The sequence below is a fragment of the Sorangium sp. So ce394 genome, assembly GCF_051474665.1.
Lineage (GTDB): Bacteria > Myxococcota_A > Polyangia > Polyangiales > Polyangiaceae > Sorangium > Sorangium cellulosum_D.
Map to the genome: position 1 here is coordinate 5,606,655 of NZ_CP150339.1, position 23,418 is coordinate 5,630,072.

General features: G+C 72.8%; 15 protein-coding genes. 8 read left to right on the plus strand and 7 right to left on the minus strand.

Features of this window, described 5'->3' with window-relative positions; all coding sequences use genetic code 11:
- The first annotated feature begins 223 nt into the window (after positions 1–223).
- Positions 224–4,525 (plus strand): DNA topoisomerase 3, encoded by a 4,302-nt coding sequence (locus WMF33_RS20530; RefSeq protein WP_437338729.1) that lies wholly within the window; start codon positions 224–226, stop codon positions 4,523–4,525.
- Between the two features lie 18 nt (positions 4,526–4,543).
- Here WMF33_RS20530 and WMF33_RS20535 read toward each other — a convergent pair whose 3' ends face one another.
- The 3 genes from WMF33_RS20535 to WMF33_RS20545 form a co-directional block, all read right to left on the minus strand.
- Positions 4,544–4,672 (minus strand): hypothetical protein, encoded by a 129-nt coding sequence (locus WMF33_RS20535; RefSeq protein WP_020736078.1) that lies wholly within the window; start codon positions 4,670–4,672, stop codon positions 4,544–4,546.
- 246 nt (positions 4,673–4,918) lie between these two features.
- On the minus strand, positions 4,919–6,580 hold the full coding sequence (locus WMF33_RS20540; RefSeq protein WP_437338730.1) for an SBBP repeat-containing protein: 1,662 nt from the start codon (positions 6,578–6,580) through the stop codon (positions 4,919–4,921).
- Between the two features lie 97 nt (positions 6,581–6,677).
- Positions 6,678–7,496: an SDR family NAD(P)-dependent oxidoreductase gene (locus tag WMF33_RS20545; RefSeq protein WP_437338731.1), complete on the minus strand. Its 819-nt coding sequence runs from the start codon at positions 7,494–7,496 to the stop codon at positions 6,678–6,680.
- 390 nt (positions 7,497–7,886) lie between these two features.
- Between WMF33_RS20545 and traA the strand changes: the two genes are divergently transcribed.
- Complete coding sequence (gene traA, locus WMF33_RS20550; protein ID WP_437338732.1) at positions 7,887–9,974, plus strand: outer membrane exchange protein TraA family protein; 2,088 nt, start codon at positions 7,887–7,889, stop codon at positions 9,972–9,974.
- A gap of 2 nt (positions 9,975–9,976) precedes the next feature.
- On the plus strand, positions 9,977–11,851 hold the full coding sequence (locus WMF33_RS20555) for an OmpA family protein (protein WP_437339504.1): 1,875 nt from the start codon (positions 9,977–9,979) through the stop codon (positions 11,849–11,851).
- Between the two features lie 383 nt (positions 11,852–12,234).
- Here WMF33_RS20555 and WMF33_RS20560 read toward each other — a convergent pair whose 3' ends face one another.
- Positions 12,235–12,891, minus strand: a complete 657-nt coding sequence (locus WMF33_RS20560; RefSeq protein WP_437338733.1) for a hypothetical protein — start codon at positions 12,889–12,891, stop codon at positions 12,235–12,237.
- A gap of 168 nt (positions 12,892–13,059) precedes the next feature.
- Here WMF33_RS20560 and WMF33_RS20565 point away from each other — a divergent pair, with 168 nt between their 5' ends.
- Positions 13,060–13,575: a peptidylprolyl isomerase gene (locus WMF33_RS20565; RefSeq protein ID WP_437338734.1), complete on the plus strand. Its 516-nt coding sequence runs from the start codon at positions 13,060–13,062 to the stop codon at positions 13,573–13,575.
- 179 nt (positions 13,576–13,754) lie between these two features.
- Positions 13,755–14,246 (plus strand): hypothetical protein, encoded by a 492-nt coding sequence (locus WMF33_RS20570; RefSeq protein ID WP_437338735.1) that lies wholly within the window; start codon positions 13,755–13,757, stop codon positions 14,244–14,246.
- Between the two features lie 34 nt (positions 14,247–14,280).
- Here WMF33_RS20570 and WMF33_RS20575 read toward each other — a convergent pair whose 3' ends face one another.
- Complete coding sequence (locus tag WMF33_RS20575; RefSeq protein WP_437338736.1) at positions 14,281–16,080, minus strand: HAMP domain-containing sensor histidine kinase; 1,800 nt, start codon at positions 16,078–16,080, stop codon at positions 14,281–14,283.
- A gap of 131 nt (positions 16,081–16,211) precedes the next feature.
- On the opposite strand from WMF33_RS20575, the gene WMF33_RS20580 reads away from it, so the two are divergent.
- The 3 genes from WMF33_RS20580 (at position 16,212) to WMF33_RS20590 (ending at position 18,815) form a co-directional block, all read left to right on the plus strand.
- Positions 16,212–16,829, plus strand: a complete 618-nt coding sequence (locus WMF33_RS20580) for a DUF47 domain-containing protein (RefSeq protein ID WP_437338737.1) — start codon at positions 16,212–16,214, stop codon at positions 16,827–16,829.
- Positions 16,826–17,833, plus strand: a complete 1,008-nt coding sequence (locus WMF33_RS20585; protein WP_061621731.1) for an inorganic phosphate transporter — start codon at positions 16,826–16,828, stop codon at positions 17,831–17,833. Before WMF33_RS20580 ends, WMF33_RS20585 begins: the two co-directional genes overlap by 4 nt.
- A gap of 103 nt (positions 17,834–17,936) precedes the next feature.
- Positions 17,937–18,815, plus strand: coding sequence for an NmrA family NAD(P)-binding protein (locus WMF33_RS20590; RefSeq protein WP_437338738.1), 879 nt, complete (start codon positions 17,937–17,939; stop codon positions 18,813–18,815).
- Positions 18,816–18,828: 13 nt separating this feature from the next.
- Here WMF33_RS20590 and WMF33_RS20595 read toward each other — a convergent pair whose 3' ends face one another.
- Positions 18,829–20,028, minus strand: a complete 1,200-nt coding sequence (locus tag WMF33_RS20595; protein WP_061622868.1) for a 6-phosphofructokinase — start codon at positions 20,026–20,028, stop codon at positions 18,829–18,831.
- A 296-nt stretch (positions 20,029–20,324) separates the two neighbouring features.
- The gene (locus tag WMF33_RS20600) at positions 20,325–23,066 is read right to left on the minus strand and encodes a phosphoenolpyruvate carboxylase (protein ID WP_437338739.1); all 2,742 of its coding nucleotides are present in this window, start codon (positions 23,064–23,066) and stop codon (positions 20,325–20,327) included.
- Positions 23,067–23,418: the final 352 nt, after the last annotated feature.

Consider the following 23,418-nt stretch of genomic DNA (forward strand, 5'->3'; position numbering starts at 1 on the left):
CGGAGGCGGGGAGGGGAGCCTCGAGGGGCATCGGCCTCGGCGCTGCGTTCCCGCCGTTCCGTGGAATTTCTCGGGGCGATTGAGGGCGCCACCCGCCCGTCCGCGCGCCGCTCGCGGCCGTCCGGCGCGCTTCTCCATACCGCCCGAGCGCGGCACGCGCTATCAACGCCCCGCGGGAGGCGCGGGCGACGCCCGTGGCTCCCGGTGGTCGCATGGTCTTCGCATGATCGCCGTGGTCGCAGAGAAGCCCGCCGTCGCCCGCGACATCGCCGCGGTGCTCGGGGCCTCGCGGCGCGCCGAGGGCTTCCTCGAGGGCGGCGGCTACGTCGTCACGTGGGCGGTGGGGCACCTCGTCGCCATCGCCGAGCCGCACCAGATCGACCCCGCCTGGAAGCGCTGGCGGCTCGACCTCCTTCCGATGCTGCCCGCGCGGTTCCCGCTCGTCGTCCTCCCCGGGACGCGGGCGCAGTTCGAGATCGTCCGGAAGATCCTGGGCCGGCGCGACGTCGAGCGCGTCATCTGCGCGACCGACGCGGGCCGCGAGGGCGAGCTCATCTTCCGCTACATCTACGAGGCGGCCGCCTGCAAGAAGCCGGTCGATCGGCTCTGGATCTCGTCGCTCACCCCCGACGCCATCCGCGACGGCCTGCGGCGGCTGCGCGACGCGCGCGGCTACGACGGCCTCGCCGACGCCGCGCGCGGGCGCAGCCGGGCCGACTGGCTCGTCGGCATGAACCTCTCGCGCGCCTACAGCCTCGTCTTCGATCAGGATCTCTCGGTCGGCCGCGTGCAGACGCCCACGCTGTCCATGGTCGTCGAGCGCGAGCTCGCGATCCGACGGTTCGTCCCGGAGCCGTACCTCGAGGTCGTCGCGACCTTCTGCCCGCTCCGGGAGGGCGGCGAGGGCGCCGCGGACGCGTCGTACAAGGGCACGTATTTCCGGGACCAACCGCTCGCCAGCGATCCGCGCGAGCCGGCGGGCCCCGCGGGCGAGGGCGAGAAGGCCGAGACCGCGCCGTCGCGGCGGCGCCTCCCCCCGGACGGCGAGGAGGCGCGGCGCATCATCGAGCGGGCCCGGCGCGGCGAGGCGCGCGTCGAGGCGGTGAGGCCCGAGTCCCGCCGCCTCCCGCCGCCGCTGCTCTACGACCTGACCGAGCTCCAGCGGCACGCCAACCGCCTTTACGGCTTCTCCGCGCAGAAGACGCTCGAGGTGGCGCAGGCGCTCTACGAGCGCAGGAAGCTCATCAGCTATCCGCGCACCGACAGCCGGCACCTCTCGACGGAGGTGGCGGCCACGCTCGGCGCCGTGGTGCAGGCGATCGAGGGCGCTTACCAGGGCATGCTCGCGCCGGGGACGGGGATCCGGCCGCTCGGCAAGCGCTTCGTCGACGACGGCAAGATCGGCGATCACCACGCCATCATCCCCACCGGCGCCCGGGCCTCGCGCGCGGAGCTCTCGCCGGACGAGCAGAAGATCTTCGACCTCGTCTGCCGCCGCCTGCTCTCGGCGTGGCACGAGGATCACGTCACCGCGATCACCACGGTCATCACCGCGATCACCACGCGCGCCCGGGGCGAGGGCGCCGGGGCGCCGATCGTGGATCGCTACCACAGCGCGGGCAGCGTCGTGGAGAAGGTCGGGTGGAAGGTGCTCGACATCGGCTTCGGCAAGCCGCCGGCGAGGCCGCGCAAGAAGGGGGAATCGGACGCCAAGGGAGGCGAGGGGCGCGAGGCGGACGAGGGGGAGGGCGAGCGCGAGACCGCGGATCAGCTGCTCCCGCCGGGCCTCGCGCGGGGGCAGGTCCAGCTCGTGCTCGACGCGCAGGCGCTGTCCAAGAAGACGCGCCCGCCGCCGCGCTTCACCGAGGCCACGCTGCTCACCGCGATGGAGACCGCGGGCAGCAGCCTCGACGAGAAGGAGCTCTCCGAGGCGATGAAGGACTCGGGCCTCGGCACCCCGGCCACGCGGGCGGCGATCATCGAGACGCTCCTCCGGCGCGAGTACCTCGTGCGCAAGGGCAAGCTCCTGCACGCGACCGACAAGGGCATCGGGCTGATCGAGGTCGTCCACGCGGACGTGAAGAGCCCCGCGATGACGGGCGCGTGGGAGGCGAAGCTCGCCCGCATGGCCCGGGGCGGCGGCGATCTGGCCTCGTTCATGGCGGGCATCGAGTCGTACGTGCGCCATGTGGTGGAGGAGGTGAGCGCCGGGCGGCGCCCGGCGGGGGGCGCGGCGCCCCGGCCGGAGGAGCGGTCGTCTCCGTTTCCGGAGCGCGGCGAGCGGCCGGGCCTCGGGAGCGGCCGCGGCGCCGCGACCGCGTCGCCGGAGGCCCGGCGCGACCGCGAGGCGCCGCGCGCGACGCCGCGGCGCGCGCCGGCCGGCGGCGCGGGGAGCGCGCCGGGCACCGCGTCGCGCGGCGCCCTTCCGGCGCTCGCGGGGGCGGCCGCATCCCCGCTGCCGACCCGGGCGCGCGCCGCGGCCGTGGTGCGCTCGTCCGCCGCGGCGGGCGCGGTCGCCGCGGCGGCGGCGCCCAGGCCGGCGCGCGCCGCGGCCGTCAAGTCACCTCCGGCGCGCGCCGCAGCCGTCGAGTCACCTCCGGCGCGCGCCGCCGCGGCAGTCGCGCCGCTCTCGCCTCCACCGTCGTCGCGCGCTGCCGCGATCGTCGAGCCGCCTCCGCGCGCCACGGCGGGCGCATCGATCGCTGCGTCACCGCCGGCGCGCCGGCCCGCGGATCTCCTCCAGTTGCTCCAGCAGTGCTTCGGCTTCCGCGCGTTCCGCCGCTACCAGGAGGCGGTCTGCCGGACGGCGGCCGCGGGGAGCGACGTGCTCCTCGTCATGCCCACCGGCGCCGGCAAATCGCTCTGCTACCAGCTCCCCGGGATCGCGCGCGGCGGCACCACGCTCGTCGTGAGCCCGCTCATCGCCCTGATGGAGGATCAGACCGCCAAGCTCCGGGCGTGCGGGTTCGCCGCCGAGCGGATCCACTCCGGCCGGAGCCGGCCCGAGTCCCGCAAGGCCTGTATCGATTACCTGGACGGCGCGCTCGACTTCCTGTTCATCGCCCCCGAGCGGCTCCGCGTGCCCGGCTTCCCCGAGCTGCTCGCCCGCAGAAAGCCGGTGCTCGTCGCCGTCGACGAGGCCCATTGCATCTCCAAGTGGGGCCACGACTTCCGCCCTGATTACCGCATGCTCGGCCAGCGGCTCCCGGCGCTCCGTCCAGCGCCGGTCATCGCGCTCACCGCGACCGCGACGCCGGTCGTGCAGGACGACATCGTCGAGCAGCTCGGGCTCACCTCCGCGGCGCGCTTCATTCACGGCTTCCGGCGGAGCAACCTGGGTATCGAGCTCCTCGAGGTCAGCCCGGGGGAGCGCCTCGCCCGGGTGCGCGCGCTGCTCGGGCAGGAGGGCCGCACGCCCGCGATCGTGTATGCGCCGACCCGGAAGGAGGCCGAGTCGCTCGCCGCCGGCCTCGCGGAAGATCTCCCCGCCGAGGCGTACCACGCGGGCCTCGCCCCGCAGGTCCGCGACCGGATCCAGGCGGCGTTCCTCGACGGCAGCACCGAGGTCATCGTCGCCACGATCGCGTTCGGCATGGGCATCGACAAGCCCGACGTCCGCACGGTCATCCACGCTGGGCTGCCCGGGAGCCTGGAGGGGTATTACCAGGAGATCGGCCGAGCGGGTCGCGACGGGCTCCCGTCGCGGGCCGTGCTGATGCACTCGTATGTCGACCGGCGAATGCACGAGTTCTTCCACGAGCGCGACTACCCTGATCCGGCGGTCTTGCAGCGGATCGAGGGGGCCCTCTCCGCGGAGCCGCGCCCGCGAGAGGAGATACTGGGCGATCTCGGGATGGAACCGGAGGTCGCGGACAAGGCCCTGGAGAAGCTCTGGATCCACGGCGGCGCGCGCGTGGATCCGGACGGGGGCGTGGCCCTGGGCGAGCCGGGGTGGCGCGGGCCCTACGAGGCGCAGCGGCGCCACAAGCTCGCCGAGCTCGTGCAGATGGCGCGGTTCACCGAGAGCCACGGCTGCCGCATGCTGCACCTGGTCCGCCATTTCGGCGACCAAGAGGACAGCGGCGAGCCCTGCGGCCTCTGCGACGTTTGCGCGCCGGCCGCGTGCGTGGCGCGGGAGTTCCGGGCGCCGAGCCGCGACGAGGCGCAGGCGATCACGAGGATCCTCTCGGCGCTGCGCGACGGCGAGCAGCCGACCGGCCGGCTCTACCGCGAGGCGTTCGCCGGCGGATCGCTCGAGCGGCGCGATTTCGAGCACCTCCTCGGCGGCCTCGTGCGGGCGGGCCTCGTGGAGGTGCGCGAGGACTCGTTCGAGAAGGCGGGCGAGCTCATTACCTACCAGCGCGCGTCGCTCACGCCGCGCGGCCGCCTCGGCGAGCCGCCGGTCGACGTCCCGCTCGCGAAGACCCCGCCGAAGGTGAAGAAGCGGCAAGGCGCGAAATCGTCGGACGCGCGGCGGGCGTTCTTTGCGCGCAAGGCGCAGCGGAAGAAGGGCCGGTCGCGCTGAGGGGCGCGCGGGCGGCGATCAGCGGAAGATGCCGAAGTGCCCCAGCACCCACCAGAGCAGGACGAAGATGAGGATGGTGCTGAAGCACCCGCCCCCGAGCTTTTTCGCGCCATAGCCTGCCGCAATCCCACGCAGAATCTTGCTCATCGATGGACCTCCGGCCCCGTGTCGGGGTGCTCGATCGGAAAAGCAACAGAGGTGCCATCTCGAGAGGTCGGAGTTTCGGGCTGGAAGCCGATGGCCTCGCTCGCTGGGCGGTGGGGACGTCGGCGCGGGCGCCACACTGGGGCGTTTCGCTACGCTCGTGGGGGCGTGGGGCGTTGACGTTGGGGCGGCGAGGGGCGACGAGAGCGGTCGCTGGAGACGGCGCGGCGACCCCGGAGCGGCGGCGCGTTACCGGCCTAGCTTGGCGATGACGAGGTGCTGGAGGGTGCCGTCGCTGGTCCAGGGGAGGGGGCCCGTGCCGAAGTCGGCGTCCACCGCTTTGGTCCGGCCCGCGACGAGGGTCTCGCCTTCGGGGGAGGTGGCGACGGCCTCCAGGTTGACGCCGCCGCCCAGGACGCGACTCCATACGAGCTCGGCGTCGGGGGTGAGCTTGGCGAGGAAGCCTTGCGTATCGTTCAGCATGAGCGGGCCGTCGCCGAAGTCGATCTGACTGGTGGCATATCCTGCGACGAGAATGTTGCCCGCGGGATCCAGAGCGACTCCGCCCGCCCACTGTTCATCGTCGCCGCCGAACGTGCGCACCCAGCCGACGGTGCCATCGGGCTCGAACTGCACGATGAAGGTGTCGTTGCTGCCTGCGGCTGTCAGCGTGTGCGGCCCCACCTTCAGCTCGTCCCTGAAATATCCCACCACGACGGGTCGCCCTGCGGCGTCCACGGTGATACCCGCCGCCTGCACGGACGCCGGGTCGCCCATGGTCGCGACCCAAGCCGTTATCCCGGATGGGGTCAGCTTCATGACGAAGCTGCTGTTTTCAATCTTGACCACCCCTCCGAAGTCGAGCGCTCCGCTCGACGAGCCAGCCAGGAAGATGTTGTTGGAGCGATCCACCGCCACGGCGCTCGCACCCTGCGACCCTGTGCCGCCGAGCTGGCGCGTCCAGCAGCCCGGCGCAGTCGCGAGGCCGGTCTCGCTGTCGAGCTTCGCCACGATGATGTCTGAGCCGTCTTCAGGCGGGATTGGCCCCCCGCCGAAGTCGATCGGCCGATTGAACGTTCCTACCGCGATGACGTCGTCGTTTGCGTCGATCGCGACGGCCGTGATCTTTCCATTCGAACCCCCGCCCATGCCATGACTCCAGGCGTGCTTGCCCTGTGTGTCGAGCTGCGCAACGAACGCGCCCGATGGTATCGGCCCGTCGCCGAAGTCGGTAGCCCCGCTGCTCGTCTGGCCGGCGAGGACCGTGTTCCCGTTGGGGCCGACGGCCATACCCCACGGGTTGTCAGCGGAAGAGTCCCCGAACTTCGTGCCCCACAGGACATCCCCGGATGCGCTCAGCTTCAGGAGCAGAATATCCGTGGTATCGGCCGAGGAGAACGTCTTGTTGCCGACGGTGATCGTACCATAGAAGGCGGCACTGACGAACACGTCACCCTCGGCATCACTTGCAATGCCCATGGGATGGACGTCCCCAGTTTGCTCATACGTGGCCGCCCACACGATGCACTCCAGCCCGTCACAGTTCTCATCCTCTTCGGCATCGCAGCGCTCTACCGCGGGCACGACTTCGCCCTCGCACACACCCCAGGTTCCTTCGGCGCCGCAGGTGCGTGTTCCTTCACGGCAAGCGCCCTCGTTCCTGGTCGCCGGCGGACCGGCGTAGCACGCCTCCGAAGCATCGGGCGTGCACGTCGGGGTCGTACCCTCGGATCCGCCCGCGCCGCCCGTGCCGCCGGCGCCCGCGCCGTCCGGTGGCCGATCCGCGAACTCGTCGAGGCCGAGCAGCAGGGCGCACCCGCTGCCGCAGAGGCCCAGGCCGAGGAGGGAAACCAGGACGTGAGATTGTGCTCGTGCTCGCATGACCTTCCGCGCGCCCGAGAGCCGCCGCATGTGCAGTAGCGCGGGCGCCGGAACGGAGGCTATCACGGGCAGAGCCGCGCGCGCCGCGTCCGCGGATCGATGGGTCGCCGCGGATCGCGCTCTCGTCCTAGCCGCGGCCGCCTCGCGGAGGCGCGCCATAGCCGAGGAGCGGGAGCCCGATTCGCGCCGAGAGCCGGCGTATCGCCGCGCGCGGCAGCACGCGCGAGAGCTGAGCCGTGGCCTTGCTCAACACGGTCGGGACGGCGACCACGTCGCCGCGATCGGCGGCCGCGATGCCGAAGGACGCGCAGGCCTCGGCCGAGAGCTCGAACGGCAGCTTCCGGCGCGGTACCCCGGGCGCGCCTGTGTCGAAGATCTCCGTGGTCACCGGCCCCGGGCACAGGGCCGTCACGGTGACGCCGCTCCCCTCGAGCTCCGTGGCCAGGCCCTCGGAGAACGAGAGCACGAACGCCTTCGTGGCACCGTACACCGCGTGCCCCGGGGTCGGCTGGAACGCTGCGAGCGACGCTACATTGAGCACGCGCCCTCCGCCGCGCGCCACGAGGTCAGGGACGATCGCAGCGCACAGCGCGACGACGCTCTCGCAGTTGAGCCGCACCAGCATGGCATGCGCCGCGGGATCGCCCTCCAGGAACGACCCGAGCCGCGTCGCCCCCGCGTTGTTGACGAGCCAGCCCGCGCCGCCCAGGGAGCGCGCCCGGTCCCGCACCCGCTGCGCGGCGCCCTCGGCGGTCACGTCGAGCTCGAACGGGTGGACGGGCGCATGGCCGGCGGCGCGCGCCCGCGCGGAGAGCTCCTCCAGGCGGTGGGCCCGCCGGCCGATGGCGAGCACCGGCTGCCCGCGCGCCGAGAGCTGCCGCGCGAGCTCCGCGCCGATGCCGGACGACGCGCCCGTGACGATGGCAAGACCCGAGGTTGTGGTCATGGCGCACTCCTTTACGCCGAGCCGTCCAGGATCGCGAGCAGACTGTTGTTCCTGGATAGGGCGAGCGCGGAAGCTCGAGAGAGGTCGCCGCCGTCATCTTGCCGCAGAGCGTTAGCCGCACGGTCACGCGTACGTCATCCGACGCGGGCGCACTTCCCTGCACGCGCATCAGCGCATTGCGGTGATAGCGCCCACGCTTCCCCGGGAGCGAGCGCTTGCCGCCGCGGTGCGCCGGCCGTCCCCGCCGGCATGGAAGCACGAGCGAGTGGAGGGCCGTCGCCTACACCTGGAGACGGCGCGCCCCGCCTTCTTTTCTTGCGGAGCGCTGTGGCCACCGGTTAGCCTACTGACCGTGCTCTTGGAGAGTCGATGCTAAAGACCGGCAGAGCCATGCGAAATCGACGAGCTGTTCTGGCCACCGCGGCTCTCTTCACGCTGCTCCCGGCGTCTGCCTACGCCGTGCCGGTAAAGCTCTACACACCTTACATGGATCCGCTGGAGATCGAGGGCACCGGTCTCTGCTCCGCGTCGGCCATCTCGACGGATCCGCTCCGTGACTTCGGCTTGCTCACTGCAGAGACGTACAACTCCGGCGTCAACGCCTTCATGGAGGAGCACAAGACCTACGAGGAGGGGCGATTCGAGAAGGTCGTCCGGACCGTCTTCGATCTCAGCAACAACAACAATACCGGACTCCAGCTGAGCCACGGCGATTTCACGGGGTCGATGTCGCCCGAATGCGAGTTCGGCGGGTGCGCATTCTACCGGGAGCCCGATCCGGACAATCCTGGCGAGTACGTCAACGACCTGAACGATCCGAACACGTCGTTCGCCACGCGTTTCCGGGGCTTTCTGAATGTCACGCCGGATCTCTCGGGCAAGCCGATTCACTTCGGCTTTTATACGGACGACGCCGTAAGCCTGACGTTCTACGACCTGAACCTCGGCGCCGTCACCGTGCTCGTGCGCCCGACGAGGCTCGGCCAGCCTACCTGGCGCACCACGAACACCGTGACGTTCGAAAAGCCGGGTCTGTACCCGGTCGAGATCCTCTACGTCGCGGTCGCAGAGCACTCGGCGCTCGAGATGTCGTACCTGATCGGTGATTTCACCGACTACGAGCTCGGCACGAGTGAGCCTGGAGCCCGGAGCCTGGCGAGCGATGGTTTCACCCTCTTCCAGCCCACCCAGTTCTTCCAGACGCTGAGCGGCTCGCCGTCGTTCCCCGATCTCGACCAGTGCCAGCAGTGCAACCGGGCCTTCATCGGCGATCCCGGCAACCACGGCTGTCCCGGCAGCTACTACTGCAACGAGGCCGCGCTCTGCGCCCCGTGCGACACCGCGTTCTTCTGCGGGGAATCCTGCTCTCGCTGCGAGGGCGACAAGCAGTTCTGCATCAACCTCGACGACGAGTTCCAGTGCGCCGAGTGCCGCACCGACGCCGACTGCGACGAGGGCTTCAGCTGCGACCCCGAGACGCACGTCTGCAACGAGTGCAACGTCGACCCGGACTGCCCGCGCGGCGAGATCTGCGTCGAACACACCTGCACGCCGTGCGACACGGCCGACCGGTGCGCCGGCAACTCGTGCAACTGCTGTCCGAACGGGATCAACGGCACGCAGATGGACTGCGCGGCCGTCGAGCCGGGCGGGATCGAGATGTGCGTCGAGTGCCTCACCGACGCGCAGTGCCCCGGTGACAAGGTGTGCCACGTGCCCACGGGCCACTGCGTCGACAGGCCCCTCCCGACGAACGCGCTGCCCAACTGCTGCGGCGAGGGCTGCGTCGACTGCATGCACCCCGAGGACCCGAACGACCCGCAGACACCCCCGGTGCCGTTCTGCCTGCCCGGGCCGGTCGGGACGGCGTGCGCCGCGTGCCGCAACGACATGGATTGCTCCGAGGGCCAGTACTGCCTGAGCGGCGAGTGCAAGGCGTGCGTCGAGGACCGGCGCTGCGGGACGCGGTGCGACAGCTGCGGCGGTGACACGCCGTTCTGCTCCGGCCAGTTCGCCGAGTTCGCCGTCTGCGTGCGCTGCACCTCGGACGAGCAGTGCGCCGGCACGACGTGCAACCCCGAGACGCACGAGTGCGACCCCGGGTGCATGGCGACCTGCGGCGAGGACACCCCGTACTGCGACGGCCAGCGGTGCGTCGAGTGCTACGCCGACACCCAGTGCCCCTGCGGCAACACCTGCGACCTGGAGACGAACACCTGCGACATCTCCTGCAAGTCGAACCTGGACTGCCTCGGCAACGAGCACTGCCGCTGGACCGACGAGGCGGACGCCAAGGAGTGCGCGCTCGGCCCGATGCCGGACAACGTCGCGTGCGGCGGCACCCTCGCCGAGATCTGCAGCGTCTCGGTCGTCGGCGAGAAGGGCGCCGATCCGCGGCGGCCCGCCGGGCTCCTCGCCCTCGCGATGCTCGCCCTGCTCGAACGGACGCGCCGCCGGCGCAGCGGAGGTGCCTCGTGAGAATGCGCCGGCTCCTCCTCCCGCTCCTCGCGCTGGCCGGGCTCCTCGCCGAGCGCCCCGCGCTCGCCGAGGAGGGGCGCTTCGACGCCCAGGTCTTCCGCCCCGCGGCCGCCCCGCGCGACCTCGTGATGGTCCAGAAGTCCGAGGTCATCGGCAACCTCTCGCCGACCGTCGGCCTCTACAGCGACATCGCGGCCGACCCGCTCGTGCTCTTCCTCGCGGGCGACGACACGAACAAGGCCGTCAACGCCATCACCGGGCGGCTCGAGCTCGCCCTCCTCGCCGGCATCGGCTTCTTCGACGTGTTCGACGTCACGATGACCATGCCGCTCATCCTCTTCCAGGAGGGCGGCAACCTGCGTCGGTTCGGCACCGAGGGGTCGGTCAAGAGCACCACCGTCGGCGATCTCCGCCTCTCCACGAAGGTCTCGCTCCCGTACCTGAACCGGAAGGAGCAGGTCAAGGAGGGGTTCGGGATGGCGATCGCGGGCAACCTGAACTTCCCCACGGGCGACCAGAACGCGTTCGCCAGCGACGGCGCGCTGAGCGGCGGCGCGACGCTCATCGCCGACTACCGGTTCAACTTCGGGCTGCTCCTCGCCGCGAACGCCGGCATCTGGCTGCGGCCCGACAACCAGTTCGCGGGCGTGCGCGTCGGCGACATGGCGCAGTTCGGCGTGGCGGCCGAGCAGTACGTCGTGCAGCGCTGGGGGCTGTCCGTCATCGGCGAGGTGTACGGCTACCCGTCGATGACGAGCTACCCCGACGACCCCGGGCAGATCCCCGCGGAGGCGCTCCTCGGCCTGCGCTGGCAGACCAAGCACGGCATCACGATCACCTTCGGCGGCAGCTTCGGCGCGGCGTGCGGCTTCGGCGCGCCCGCGATCCGCTTCTTCAACGTCATCACGTGGCAGCCGAAGACCTCGCAGGAGCAGGAGGAGATCAACCGCCTGCAGCAGCGCGACAACGACGATCCGGATCGCGACGGCCTCATCGGCGCGGCGGACCGCTGCCCCGACGTCCCCGGGAGCCCCGAGAACTTCGGCTGTCCGGACCTGGACACCGACGGCGACGGCATCTTCGATCGCGACGACAAGTGCCCCGACAAGCCCGCCGGCCCGCACGGCAAGGACGGCTGCCCGCTCGCCTTCGTCCGGGGCGACGAGATCGTGATCACCGAGCAGGTCCACTTCGCGACCGACAGGGACATCATCCTGGAGGACTCGAATCCGACCCTCGAGGCGGTCGCGCAGGTGCTGATCGACAACCCCGAGATCCGCGAGGTGCGGATCGAGGGCCACACCGACGTGCGCGCGACGGACGTCTACAACCTGGCCTTGTCCCAGCGCCGCGTGGCGAGCGTCATGGCCTACCTGATCGCGAAGGGCGTGGACCCGTCGCGCCTGCAGGCGAAGGGGTACGGGCACACGCAACCGATCTACGACGACACGGGCTGCGTCGGGCGCGACGACCAGCTGACGCCCGATTGCCAGTTCATGACGTCGAAGAACCGGCGCGTGGTCTTCCGCATCCTGCGCTACGGCAATGCGGCGCCGAAGCCGCTCACCGGGTCGCCCGAGGGGAGCGAGCAGATCTTGCCGTCGGGCGGGGTGCTGCCGCAGAAGAGCCAGGGCACGCTGCCGACCCAGGGCACGCTGCCGGGTCAGGGGGTCCTCAAGCCGAACGTGCTGCCGAGCGGCGGATCGGCGCTCCCGTCAGCGGGCGCGGTGCCCGGCGGCGCGGCGCCGCTGCCGAACCGCGGCGAGGCGGGGGGGCTCCCGAGCAAGTCGGGCGTCCTGCCGAGGTCCGGCAGCACCACGCCGCCGGCCCCCTCCTCGTCGGCTCAGCCGCCGGCGCCGCCGCCGGCGCCGCGCTAGAGGCGTCGATCGCGTCGATGGCCGAGAGATGAACCGCCAAGAACGCGGTGGTGGCCGGATTTGAACATGAAGGCGGGAAGGCGGGAAGAAAAGATCAATGATCTTCCTGCCTTCCCGTCTTCATGGGAATCGCTCCGAGGCATATTGGGTCACCACCAAGAACGCCAAGAAGAGAAAAAGATCCTGGCGGCTTGGTGGTTCGAGCTTCTGCTCTTTCGAGCGCTGCTCTAGCTAGGCAGGAGAGCGGAGGGACGACGGGCCGCGGCAGGCTGCCCGGCCCGCGGTGGCAGCGTGCTTCGCGCGGCGCACGGGATCCACCGCGCAGGTCGAGCGCGCGCCGCCTCGGTCACAAGAGCGCAGCGGCGCTCGAAGCGCCGGTCGCGTTACTTCTTGGGCGCGGTCTTCGGGGGCGTGGGGGACGACGGCTTGGCCGACGTGGGCGCGGACGGCGACGGCAGGGGCGCGGACGACGACGGCTTGGCCGACGTGGCCGCGGACGGCGACGAGGGCTTCGCGCCAGGCTTGGGCGGCTGCCCGGGCTTGCCCGGCGCCGTCGAAGCCGCAGGCGCAGCGGCGTCCTCGTACGGCTCGTCGGACGCAGGCGCAGCCTCCTCCGCCGGCGGCGCCTCCGGCTCGGGAGCCGCCGCGGAGTCGCCGGGCTTCGCCGCCGGATGGAACGTCAGCGGCTTCGCCTCGCCGTCCGTGCGGCGGACCCAGATCACCGCGGTCCCGCTCGCGACGCTGGCATAACGGCCGTCCTCGGTGCGGATCTCCTCGTTCACCGCCTCGATGACCGCATCGCCGCCCACGGCGCACGCAGCCTTGCGGAGCGACTCGAGGCGCTCCGCCTCGGTCCGAGCCTCGGGATCGCTCGCGATGGGCTGAAGGCGATGGTACTCGCGATCGGGCAGCTGGCCTGCCGGTACGACGTGCATGTCGCTGCAGAACTCACCGGAAGGCGTGCGTTTGTCCCGGAAGGGGGTGCTGCAACCGGCGATCAGCGCGGCACCCAGTGCCGCCGAGAGGAGGAGGCGCTGCATGATGCCTTCTTACCAGCGATGAGACGCGCGATGCAAACCCCGCGCATCGCGAACGATGCCGATCCGCAGGACAGGCGCCTCCCGGCAGGCAGACCACCAGCCACGCGGGCGCGCACCCGCGCGCGCCCGTGTTCCGATCGCGTGAACGCCTGGCTATGCTCGCGGGCGATGCGCCCGCTCGAACGACGCCCTCGTCTCGTCCCTCTCGTCCTCGGCGTGGCGCTCGCCGCCGCGTGCGGCGCGCCCCAGCCGGCGCCGCGCGCCGCCCCGGGCGAGGCCGCCCCCGTCGAGGCGAGCGCCCCGAGCGCCGCCGCATGCCTCGCGGCCGCCAACGCGAAGCGGCAACCCCGCGCCGACGAGCCGGCGCGCATCGGCGTGAAGCACGTCCTCGTCCGCTACGCCGGCGCAGATCGCGCCGAGGGCGCGACGCGCACGCGCGAGGAGGCCTGCCTGCGCGCGATGGAGGCGCGCGACAAGATCCGCGGCGGCGCCGACTTCGACGAGGTGGTGGCGCAGTACAGCGAGGAGGCGGGCGCCGCCTCGCGCGGCGGCTCGCTCGGCACCGTGGAGCGCGCCGACGTCCTGCCGCCCTTCGCCGACGCCGCGTTCGAGCTCGAGCTCCACCAGCTCAGCGACGTCGTGGAGACCCGCTATGGGTTCCACGTGATCTTCAGGACCGAATAGCCCTCCTGCCGCGCGCAGGGCCCCTGTTCGCGACCGCTCTACTCCACGCTACCCGGGCGCGACTCGCGCCGCCGCGCGTCTCTCGCGCCACGCGCGTCTCTCGCGCCGCGCGCGCTGCCCAGCGCCGCGCGCCTCGCCCGAGGGTTGCGTTCTCGGCGGAGGCGCAGCATGAAGCACCCATGCGCGCCCACCAGCTCTTCGCCGCCCTCGCCGTGATGATCGCCTCGCCAGCGCTGCTGATCGCGGCGTGCAAGTCGAGCGACGCTCCCGAGGATGCGGGCCCGGCGCCGGCCGACATCGCCGCGCCGACCGCGACGGCGCCGCTGCCCGCGGCGACCGGGACCGTGCCCGCCGCGACGCCGGCGACGCCGGCCGCGCCCGCGGCGCCCGCGAAGGCCTCCCCGGCGCAGCCCGCGGCGGGCACCAAGGCGGACGCGGGCGCTTCGCCCGACGGCGGCGACGGCGGCGCGCCGAAGGACGGGGGCCCCACTGGAACGCTCGACGCGGGGGCGCTCTCGGGCAAGCTCGCGGCGTGCGGCGCCAAGTGCCAGTCGATCCTCCAGACCTGCCTCACGCCGAAATTCCCCGCGGACGGCGGCCTGCCGAAGATCGAAAATCCGGCGGCGTGCCAGAAGTCGTTCGACGACTGCCGCGACGCCTGCGCGCCGTAGCGCCCGCCGCGCGGGCAGGGGGCGGCAGCCCGGGCTACCTCGGGGCCGCGGCCGCCGCGCCCGGCAGCGTCACGCGGAAGAGCGCGCCGCCGGCCTCGCCGGTCGACACCGTGATGTCGCCGCTCATCGCCTCGACGAGGTGCTTCGCGATCGACAGGCCGAGCCCGGTGCCGCCCGACGCGCGGGAGCGCCCCGGATCCACCCGATAGAACCGCTCGAAGACGCGAGCCTGGTGCGCCGCCGGGATGCCCGGGCCGTCGTCCTCGACCTCCAGGATCACGCGCCCGTTCGCGGCCCTCGCGCGCACCTCCACGCGCGACCCCTCCGGCGTGTGGTGGATCGCGTTGTCGACGAGGTTGGTCAGGACCTGGTCGAGCGCGCGCGGATCCGCCTCGACGAGCGTGCCCCGCGCGACGTCGACGGTCACCTCGGTCCGCTTCTCCCGGGCGCGCCCGCGCAGCAGCGCCACCGCGGCCTCGGCCTGCGCCGCGAGGTCGAGCGTGCCCGGCGACAGCGACCGCTCGCGGCCCTCGATGCGCGACAGGTCGAGCAGATCGTTCACGAGCCGGTGCAGCCGCGCCGCGTTCCGCTCGATCACCTCGACGAAATCCCGCGCGGCCGCCGGGTCGTCCAGCGCGCCGCCGAGCAGCGTCTCGCTGCTCGCGCGGATCGACGCGACCGGCGTGCGCAGCTCGTGCGACGCGTTGGCGATGAAGTTGCGCTGCAGCCCCTCGATGCGCCGCAGCTCCGTCACGTCGAAGAAGACGGCGACGACCCCCGCCGCGCCGCGGCCCTGCGCCGGCAGCGCGAGCGGCGCCGCGTTCACGACGAGGATCCGGCGCCCCGGCGGCCCCGCCGCGCCCGGCGACGCCGGCGCGATCTGGATCTCGCGCGTCGCCGCCGCGCGCGCGAGCGCGACCTCCTCGATGAGCTCGTGCAGGCTCGCGGAGCGGAGCACCTCGAGCGGCGGGCGACCGACCGGGTCCCTGCGGATGCCGAGCAGCTGCGAGAGCGCCGGGTTGACCAGCGTGATGTCGCCCCGCTCGTCCGTGACGAGCACGCCCTCGCGCATCGACTCGAGCACCGCGCCGAACCGCTCGCCCTCGCCCCCGAGCTCGCGCCGCGAGCGCTCCAGGCTCTCGGCGAGCTCGTCGAGCGCGCCGCCGAGCGCGGCGATCTCGTCGCGCCCCTGCACGCGCGCGCGCCGGCCCAGATCGGCGCGCATCTCCCGCGCGACGCCGGTCAGGTAGACGAGCCGCCCGGAGAGCGCGCTCGCCCCGGCGAGCGCCGCGCCCACGGCGAGCACGAGCGCCAGGATCGTCCCCTCCACGACGCGCGTGTGGGCGGCGGACAGGCTGCGGTCGATCGCGACCGGCTCGAACGCGAGCCGCACGACCCAGGGCCCGTCCGGCCGGTCGAGCCGCTGCGCCGCGTACAGCATCCTCATCCGCGTCGTCTTGCTCACGCGCTCGCTGCGCCCCGTGCCGTGGTGCCGCGCGTCGGCGACCTCGTCGCGCGTCGCGTGGGCCTCGAGGCCGCCGAGCCGCTCCGGCGCGACCGACGAGTCGCCCCGCACCGCGCCGCTCGGATCGATGAGCGTGACGCGCGCCCCCGCGCTCGCCGACAGCGCCGACGCGAGCGCGGGCGCCTCGGCCGCGAGGTCGACCGCCCTCGCCGCGGCCTCGGTGACGAGCGCCGTCCGCACGGCAAGATCGGCCGCCGTGTGCTCCCCGAGCTCCGCGCCCAGCGTCTTCACGACGTAACCGTCGAACACCACCGCCGCGAGGACCGCGATCCCCACGGCGAACGCGATGAGCTTGCTCCGAATACCCATGTCACCCGCGTGCCGAGCGCCCGGCGCGCGCCACGTGCGCGACGGCGCGAAGTGGATGATGTTACCTAGTTTTGTCTGGTCCGTGACGACTCGTTGACGTGATGCGGGGAGACGGGTAAACGGCCCGCTCCATGGGACTGACCCGTGATGCCGTCTTCTTCGACGCGCTGGCCAACCACGCGCAGCGGAGCGTCGCGGCAAGCGAGCTCCTCCTGGAGATGCTCGACCAGCTCGACGAGGCGCCGGCGCTGGCGAGGCGGATCTCCGACCTCGAGGACGAAGGCGACAAAATTACCCACGGATGTCTGGCCGCCCTCCACCAGACCTGGATCACCCCGCTCGACCGCGAGGAGATCCACGCGCTCATCACCCGGCTCGACGACGTCCTCGACTGCATCGAGGCGGCGAGCGTGCGGATCGTGCTCTTCGAGGTCGGCAGCGCCCTCCCGGAGGCGCGGCAGCTCGCGCAGGCGGTGGTCGACTCGTGCACCGCCATGAGCTCGGCCGTCCAGTCGCTCAAAGATTTGAAGGGGCAGCCGAAGCTCCTCGAGCTCTGCGTCGAGATCAACAAGCTCGAGAACGTGGCCGACGGGCACTATCGCTCGGCGCTGGCGGCGCTGTTCAAGAAGGGGAACGACCCGCTGCTCGTGATGAAGTGGCGAGACATCTACGACCTCCTGGAGAACGCGACGGACCGCTGTGAGGACGTCGCGAACATCATCGAGGGCATCGTGCTCGAGCACGCATGACGACCTACATCCTCGCCATCCTCGTGATCGCGCTGGTGTTTGATTACATCAACGGCTTTCACGACGCCGCGAACTCGATCGCGACCGTCGTCTCGACGCGCGTCCTGTCGCCCCGCACCGCGGTCATCTGGGCCGCCGCCTTCAACTTCATCGCGTTCGCCCTGTTCGAGCCCACGGTCGCGCGCAACATCGCGAAGGGGGTCGAGCCGGCGTTCATCACCCCGAACGTCATCCTGGGCGGCCTGCTCGGCGCGATCATCTGGAACCTGCTCACCTGGTGGTGGGGGCTGCCGTCGTCGTCGTCGCACGCGCTCATGGGCGCGTTCGCGGGGGCGGCGGTGAAGAGCGCGGGGCGGCTGTCGGTGCTCGACGCGACGGTCTTCGGCAAGACGGCGGCGTTCATCCTGGTGTCGCCCCTGCTCGGCGCGATCATCGGGTTCTCGCTCATGCACGGCATCCGGCTGCTCGCCAAGGGCTGGACGCCCGGCAAGGTGAGCTCCCGGTTCCGCCGGCTGCAGCTGCTCTCCGCCGCCGCCTACTCGCTCGGGCACGGCGGCAACGACGCCCAGAAGACGATGGGCATCATCACGGCGCTCCTCATCTCCGCCGGCCTCCAGGAAGGCGGCCACGAGCCGAAGCCGATGCTCTGGGTCGTGCTCGTCTGCCACGCCGCGATGGGCCTCGGCACGCTCTCCGGCGGCTGGCGCATCGTGAAGACGATGGGCATGAAGATCACGAAGCTGAAGCCGGTGGGCGGCTTCGCCGCCGAGACGGCCGGCGCGGCGACGCTGTTCAGCGCCACGGCGCTCGGCATCCCCGTGAGCACGACCCACACGATCACGGGCGCGATCGTCGGCGTCGGCGCCACCAGCGGGCGCCTCTCCACCGTCCGCTGGGGCGTCGCCGGCCGCATCGTCTGGGCCTGGATCTTCACGATCCCCGCCTCGGCCATCCTCGCCGCCACCGTCTACACCGTCGCGCGCCTCATCAGCGGCGTGCCCTGACCGCCCGGCCGGGCGCGGCGGCTCGCCGCGCCGGCGCTCCCGGCGCCCTCGCCCGGCGCGGCGAGGGCTTACGGAGCCCGCCCCGCGTCCCCATAGCGCGGCCATGCGGGCGCTGGTGACGGGGGCGGCGGAGGCGCAGGGCGGGGCGATCGCGCGGGCGCTGCTCGCCCGAGGCCACCGCGTGCGCGCCTTCTCCCGCGGGCCCGGCGACCCGGGCGCGGCGCGGCTCATCGAGCTCGGCGCCGAGGTCGTCCAGGGGAGCCTCGACGAGCCGCGCGCGGCCGCGCGCGCGGCGGCCGGCGTCGACGCGGTCTTCGCCGTGGGCGCGCCGCTCGACGGCGGCCCCGGCGCGTGGGACGCCGAGGTGCGGCGCGGGCTCGCCGCCGCCGAGGCGGCTAGGGCCGCCGGCGGCGCGCACCTCGTCTACGCCTCGGCCGCCGGCGCCGACCGGGGCACGGGGATCCCCCAGCTGGAGAGCAAGGCGGCCGCCGAGCGGCGCATCGCCGCGCTCGGCGTGCCCTGCACGATCCTCGCGCCCGTCCACCTCATGGAGGACCTGCTCTCGCCAGCGGCGCTCCTCGGCCTCCAGCGCGGCGTCTACGCCGTCCCGCTCCCGGCGGGCTGCCGGCTCCAGCAGCTCGCCGCCGACGACCTGGGGCGGTTCGCGGCGCTCGTGCTCGAGCGCCGGCGCGACTTCCTCGGGCGCCGCGTCGAGCTCGCGTCCGACGAGCTCACCGGCGCCGAGGCCGGCGCGGCGCTGTCCCGCGTGGCCGGCCGCGAGATCCGCTACGCCGAGGTGCCGCTCGCCGAGGTGCGCGCGCGCAGCGAGGGCCTCGCCGCGATGTTCCGCTGGCTCGCCCGCGGCGGCCCCGGCGTCGACATCGCGGCCCTCCGCGCCCTGTCCCCGGAGGTCGGGTGGCGGCGCTTCGAGGACTGGGCGCGCGAGCACCTCGCGGGCGCGCTCACCCGCGCGGTCGCCTGAGAGCCGGCGCGGCTCAGCCGTGCGACCCGGGCGCGCGGCTCGTCCGGCCGCCCCCGAGGCTGATGAAGTGGTCGAGGATCCAGGTCTTGAAGCGCTGCAGGTCGAGCCGATCGAGCAGCGGCAGGAACGCGCGCTCGACCCCGTCCTCGCGGCGGATGGAGGCGAAATCCAGCACGCCGACGTCGTTCGCGGCCAGCACGTACGGCATCACCTCGGTGCGCCCCTCGTCGAAGGCCGAGAGCAGCAGCGACGCCTTGAGGAACGCGGCCGACACGTCGAGGAAGGCGGGGCGGATGCCGCGGATGTACCGGCTGAACGGCTCCGCGATGACGCGCTTGTCCGGCGTGTCGCGGAGCCCCGCGCCCTCGAGCTGCTGCTTCAGGAAGACGCTCGCCGACACGCCGGGGTGCTCCTTGCGGCGGCGCTCGGCCTCGTAGCCCTCCGCGACGATCACGAGCGCGTAGTCGGCGCGCCCGAGGCCCTCGGCGAGCTCGCCCAGCACGTCCTGGGGGAAGCGGAAGAAGGGGAGCACGATGAGGTGCGCGCGCGCCGCCACCGCGCAGTGCAGCGCGTGCCGCCCGCTGCGGTTGCCCATCATCTCGAGGATGTAGATGCGCTTGTGCGTGTACGCGTCCTCGTAGAGCCCGCGCGCGATGTTGGCGCCCGTCTCCACGCCCGACAGGAAGCCGATCGCGCGATCGCCCTCCAGGTCGTTGTCGATGGAGACGTTGACGAAGCCGGACTGCGGGCGGACCTCGAACTCGTCGAGCCACGCCTTGATGCCCTCGAACGTGCCGTTGCCGCCGACGCAGATGAGGTGCGTGAACCCCTGCTCCTTGAACGTCACAGCGGCCTGCTTGCGCTTCTCGCGATCGAGGAAGCCGGTGTAGCGCTCGCTCCGGAAGTCGCTGCCGGCGTCGAGCACGCGCCGCCCCATCGAGCGCGCCGGGATGCCCTGCGCGAGCAGGGAGTAGCGCTGGCGGCGGCTCATGATGAGGCGCTCGAAATGGGGCTGGGCGCGCGCGTCCGCGGTCAGGGAGCGGAAGCCCTCGGTCGCGGCCCACACCTCGAAGCCTCGTCGCGCCGCCTCCTCGGTCAGCGCGACAGCGACCGAGGAGTAGCCGGGGGCATTGCCGCCGTCGAAGACGAGCAGCAGGCGCTTGTCCGATGCCGGAAGGGTGTCGGGACGTCCGAACTCGACGATGCTGGTCATGGCGCCGGCCTTCTACCACGCGACGCCCGCGTTGGCCGAGCGATTGTCACGCGTTCGACGCCGTCGCCCGGCGACGCTGGGCGTCGACCGATCGTGCCGCGCCGCGTGGTGTCGTGCGAGCACGCCGCGTCGACGAGCGACGCGGCGTCAGCGAGCGCGCCGCGTCGACGAGCGACGCGGCGTCAGCGAGCGCGCCGCGTCGACGAGCGACGCGTCGTCAGCGAGCGCGCCGCGTCGACGAGCGACGCGTCGTCAGCGAGCGCGCCGCGTCGACGAGCGACGCGGCGGCGCGCCGCTCACCCCGTGTTCCGCATGCCGGCGGCGATGCCGTTCAGCGTGAGCAGGAGCGAGCGATCGCGATCGGAGTCCCCGCCGCGGCTCGCCCGCAGGAGCTCGACTTGCAGGAATGAAAGGGGGTCGACGTAAGGATTGCGCAGCGAGATGGACCGCTGGAGCGTCGGGTTGCTGTCGAGCAGCCGCCGGTTGCCCGTGAGCCGTTTGAGCCACGACCGCGTCAGCCGGTACTCGGCGATGATCCTCGGCGCGACCGCCTTCCGCGCCGCGGCCGGCGCGAGCTCGGCGTAGCCCGCGAAGATGTTCATGTCGGCCTTCGCGAGCACCATCTCGACGTTGTCGATGACCGCCCGGAAGAACGGCCACGACGCCATCATCTCCTTCAGCAGCTCCGCGCCCTCGGGCCGCTGGCCCATCGCCTCCAGGCCGCTGCCGACGCCGTACCAGCCCGGGAGGATCGCCCGGTTCTGCGTCCACGCGAAGACCCACGGGATCGCGCGCAGCGACTCGAGGCCGCCCGCGCGCCGCTTGCTCGGGCGCGAGCCGAGCGGCAGGCGCGCGATCTCGTCGATCGGGGTCACCGCCGTGAAGAACTCCACGAACTTGGGCTCCTCCCAGACGAGCCCGCGGTAGACGCGGCGCCCCGTCTCGGCGAGCTCGTCGAACGCGGCGGCGTAGCGCAGCTCGGACGCGGTGGGCGGCCGCGGCTGCGCGCCCAGCGTGTGCAGGATGACGCCGCTGAGCATGAGCTCCAGCGTGCGCATCGCGAGCTCGGGCCGGGCGTACTTGTGGTCGAGCGCCTCGCCCTGCTCCGTCGCCTTGTAGCGGCCGCCGACGCTGCCGGCCGGCAGGGCGAGCAGCGCCTGGTGCGCCGGGCCGCCGCCGCGCGCCACCGACTCGCCGCGGCCGTGGAAGACGCGGAGCGGCAGCTCGGCCTCGGCGGCGATCTTCGGCAGCGTCTCCTGCACGCGCCGGAGCGCCGCGCTCGCCGCGAGCAGGCCGACCTCCTTGCCGGAGTCGCTGTAGCCGATCATCACCTCCTGCACGCCGCGGGCGAGGACGTGCGGGCGATACTCCGGGTGGGCGAGCAGCGCGCGCAGGATCCGCGCGCTGTCGTTCAGCGCGCCGAGCGACTCGAACAGCGGGACCACGTCGATGCGCGCGCACGAGCGGGCCTCGTCCCACAGCCCGGCGGCCTTCGCGCACGCGAGCGCGGCGAGGACGTCGTTCTCGCTATGGGTCATCGACAGGACGAGCGTGCGGCACGCCGACTCGCCGCTGTCGCGCTGGGCGGCGGCGATCCGCTGGAGCGCCTCGAAGACGCGGCGCGCCTCCGGCCCCATCTGCGCCGGCTCGATCCGGCCCTCCGCGACCTCGGCCGCCGCGGCGCGGGCGTCCTCGGCGGGGGCGCGCATCTCGAGCTCGGCGAGCGCGAACCCGAGCGCGCGCACCTGCGACAGGAGCGCGCGGGCGCGCCGCTCGCCGGAGTGCCCGGAGCGCGCGGCGCGGAGGCTGTCGGCGACGAGCGCGAGGTCGCGCTCGAGCTCCGCGGGCTCGCGGTACGGGGCGGCGAGCGTCGGCTCCTCCGGGCGCACGAACGCGCGCCCCTCGCGCGCGGGGCCCTGGCCGTAGCGCGCGCGGGCCTCGGCGCGGCCGTGCTCGGCGTGCTCCAGCGTGGCGGTGAGGCGCGCCTCGATGAAGCGCAGCTTGCGGCGCCACGGCTCGCCCTCGGTGCGCGGCCCGAAGTGCGCGGCCACCTCCGGCATCGCGGCGGCGTCCTCCTCGATCGAGGCGAGCAGCCAGGGCGGCGGCGTCACGTGCCGGAGCGACTGCGACAGCGCGCCGCCGAGCTCGCGCGCGGCGCGGATGAGCCGGCGCAGGCCGCGGATGCGGTAGGCGAACAGCGCGTCCTCGAGCACGGCGGGCACGACCAGCGGGTTGCCGTCCATGTCGGCGCCGACCCACGAGTGGATGCGGAGCGGCACGAACTCGGCGTCGAGCGGCTCGCCGTAGGCGGCCTCGAACGCGCGCCCGATCGCGGAGGGGAGCTCAGGGAGCAGGTCCCAGAGGATCTCCTCGATGTACCAGGCGACGTTCTTCACCTCGTCGCCGACGGTGGGCCGGTCGCGGCGCACCTCGTCGGTCTGCCAGAGCGCGGTGATCTCCTCGCGGATCTCGGCGAGCTTCTTCGCCGACTCGTCCGGCGTGAGCTTGCAGCGGTCGCGCTCCTCGAGGTTGCGCGCGATGCGGTAGAGCTTCTCGAGGACGGTGCGCCGCGCGGCCTCGGTCGGGTGCGCGGTGAGGGTGAGCGTGACGTCGAGCGAGCGGAGGGCGGCGCGCACGCGCTCCGCGGGCACGCCCGCGTCCTTGAGCGCGCGCATCGCGGCCTCGAGCGAGCCGCGCTGCGGGCGCGCGTCGGGGTCGGTCGCGTACGCGCGCGCGCGGCGGATGCGGTGGTGCTGCTCCGCCAGGTTGACGAGGCGGAAGTAGACGGTGAACGCGCGGATGACGGGCTCGATGCGATCGTGCGGCAGGCTCGCGAGCAGCTTGCTGAGCTCCGCCTCCGCGTGCGCGCGCCCGTCGCTCGGGCCGCGGCGCCTCCGGATGGCGAGCGTGCGGATGCGCTCCTCGAGCGCGAAGAGATCTTCTCCCTCCTGCTCGATCAGCACTTCACCGAGCAGGCGGCCAAGCAGGCGAACTTCTTTACGAAGAGGTCGATCGACCTCGCGGCGACGCGGCGGCATGCGGCGAGCCTAGCGCGACGCGGCGTAAAACGGACCACCGAGTGTGGCCCGGGCGGACTGTCGGGCGCTCCCGGGGGGAAGGTGATGGAGCTCACCGGCGGCGCGAGGGCGCGGCCGGGGTGCCGGGGCAGGGGAGCGAGGGCGCTCGCGGCGGCCGCGGAGCGCGCCGGGAGCGCCCTGGCGAGCGGCAGCGGGGGCTGCCGGCTGAGCTCGCGAGGGCCTTTGCTGAGAAGGAAGATTTCACGTGAAGATGAAAGTCGTGAGAATGATTGCTCTTTCTCTTGCGTTTCCGCCCGACATCGCGGGGGAAGCGCGCTCCGATCGGGCGCTCGTGTTGAGGCGGGAGCGGAAC

Coding starts and splice junctions, on each gene's coding strand:
- WMF33_RS20530 (WP_437338729.1), top strand. CDS start 224: ATGATCGCCGTGGTCGCAGAGAAGCCCGCCGTCGCCCGCGACATCGCC.
- WMF33_RS20590 (WP_437338738.1), top strand. CDS start 17,937: ATGCGGGCGCTGGTGACGGGGGCGGCGGAGGCGCAGGGCGGGGCGATC.
- WMF33_RS20570 (WP_437338735.1), top strand. CDS start 13,755: ATGCGCGCCCACCAGCTCTTCGCCGCCCTCGCCGTGATGATCGCCTCG.
- WMF33_RS20560 (WP_437338733.1), bottom strand. CDS start 12,891: ATGCAGCGCCTCCTCCTCTCGGCGGCACTGGGTGCCGCGCTGATCGCC.
- WMF33_RS20585 (WP_061621731.1), top strand. CDS start 16,826: ATGACGACCTACATCCTCGCCATCCTCGTGATCGCGCTGGTGTTTGAT.
- WMF33_RS20595 (WP_061622868.1), bottom strand. CDS start 20,028: ATGACCAGCATCGTCGAGTTCGGACGTCCCGACACCCTTCCGGCATCG.
- WMF33_RS20580 (WP_437338737.1), top strand. CDS start 16,212: ATGGGACTGACCCGTGATGCCGTCTTCTTCGACGCGCTGGCCAACCAC.
- WMF33_RS20565 (WP_437338734.1), top strand. CDS start 13,060: ATGCGCCCGCTCGAACGACGCCCTCGTCTCGTCCCTCTCGTCCTCGGC.
- WMF33_RS20540 (WP_437338730.1), bottom strand. CDS start 6,580: ATGCGGCGGCTCTCGGGCGCGCGGAAGGTCATGCGAGCACGAGCACAA.
- traA (WP_437338732.1), top strand. CDS start 7,887: ATGCGAAATCGACGAGCTGTTCTGGCCACCGCGGCTCTCTTCACGCTG.
- WMF33_RS20600 (WP_437338739.1), bottom strand. CDS start 23,066: ATGCCGCCGCGTCGCCGCGAGGTCGATCGACCTCTTCGTAAAGAAGTT.
- WMF33_RS20575 (WP_437338736.1), bottom strand. CDS start 16,080: ATGGGTATTCGGAGCAAGCTCATCGCGTTCGCCGTGGGGATCGCGGTC.
- WMF33_RS20555 (WP_437339504.1), top strand. CDS start 9,977: ATGCGCCGGCTCCTCCTCCCGCTCCTCGCGCTGGCCGGGCTCCTCGCC.
- WMF33_RS20545 (WP_437338731.1), bottom strand. CDS start 7,496: ATGACCACAACCTCGGGTCTTGCCATCGTCACGGGCGCGTCGTCCGGC.
- WMF33_RS20535 (WP_020736078.1), bottom strand. CDS start 4,672: ATGAGCAAGATTCTGCGTGGGATTGCGGCAGGCTATGGCGCGAAAAAG.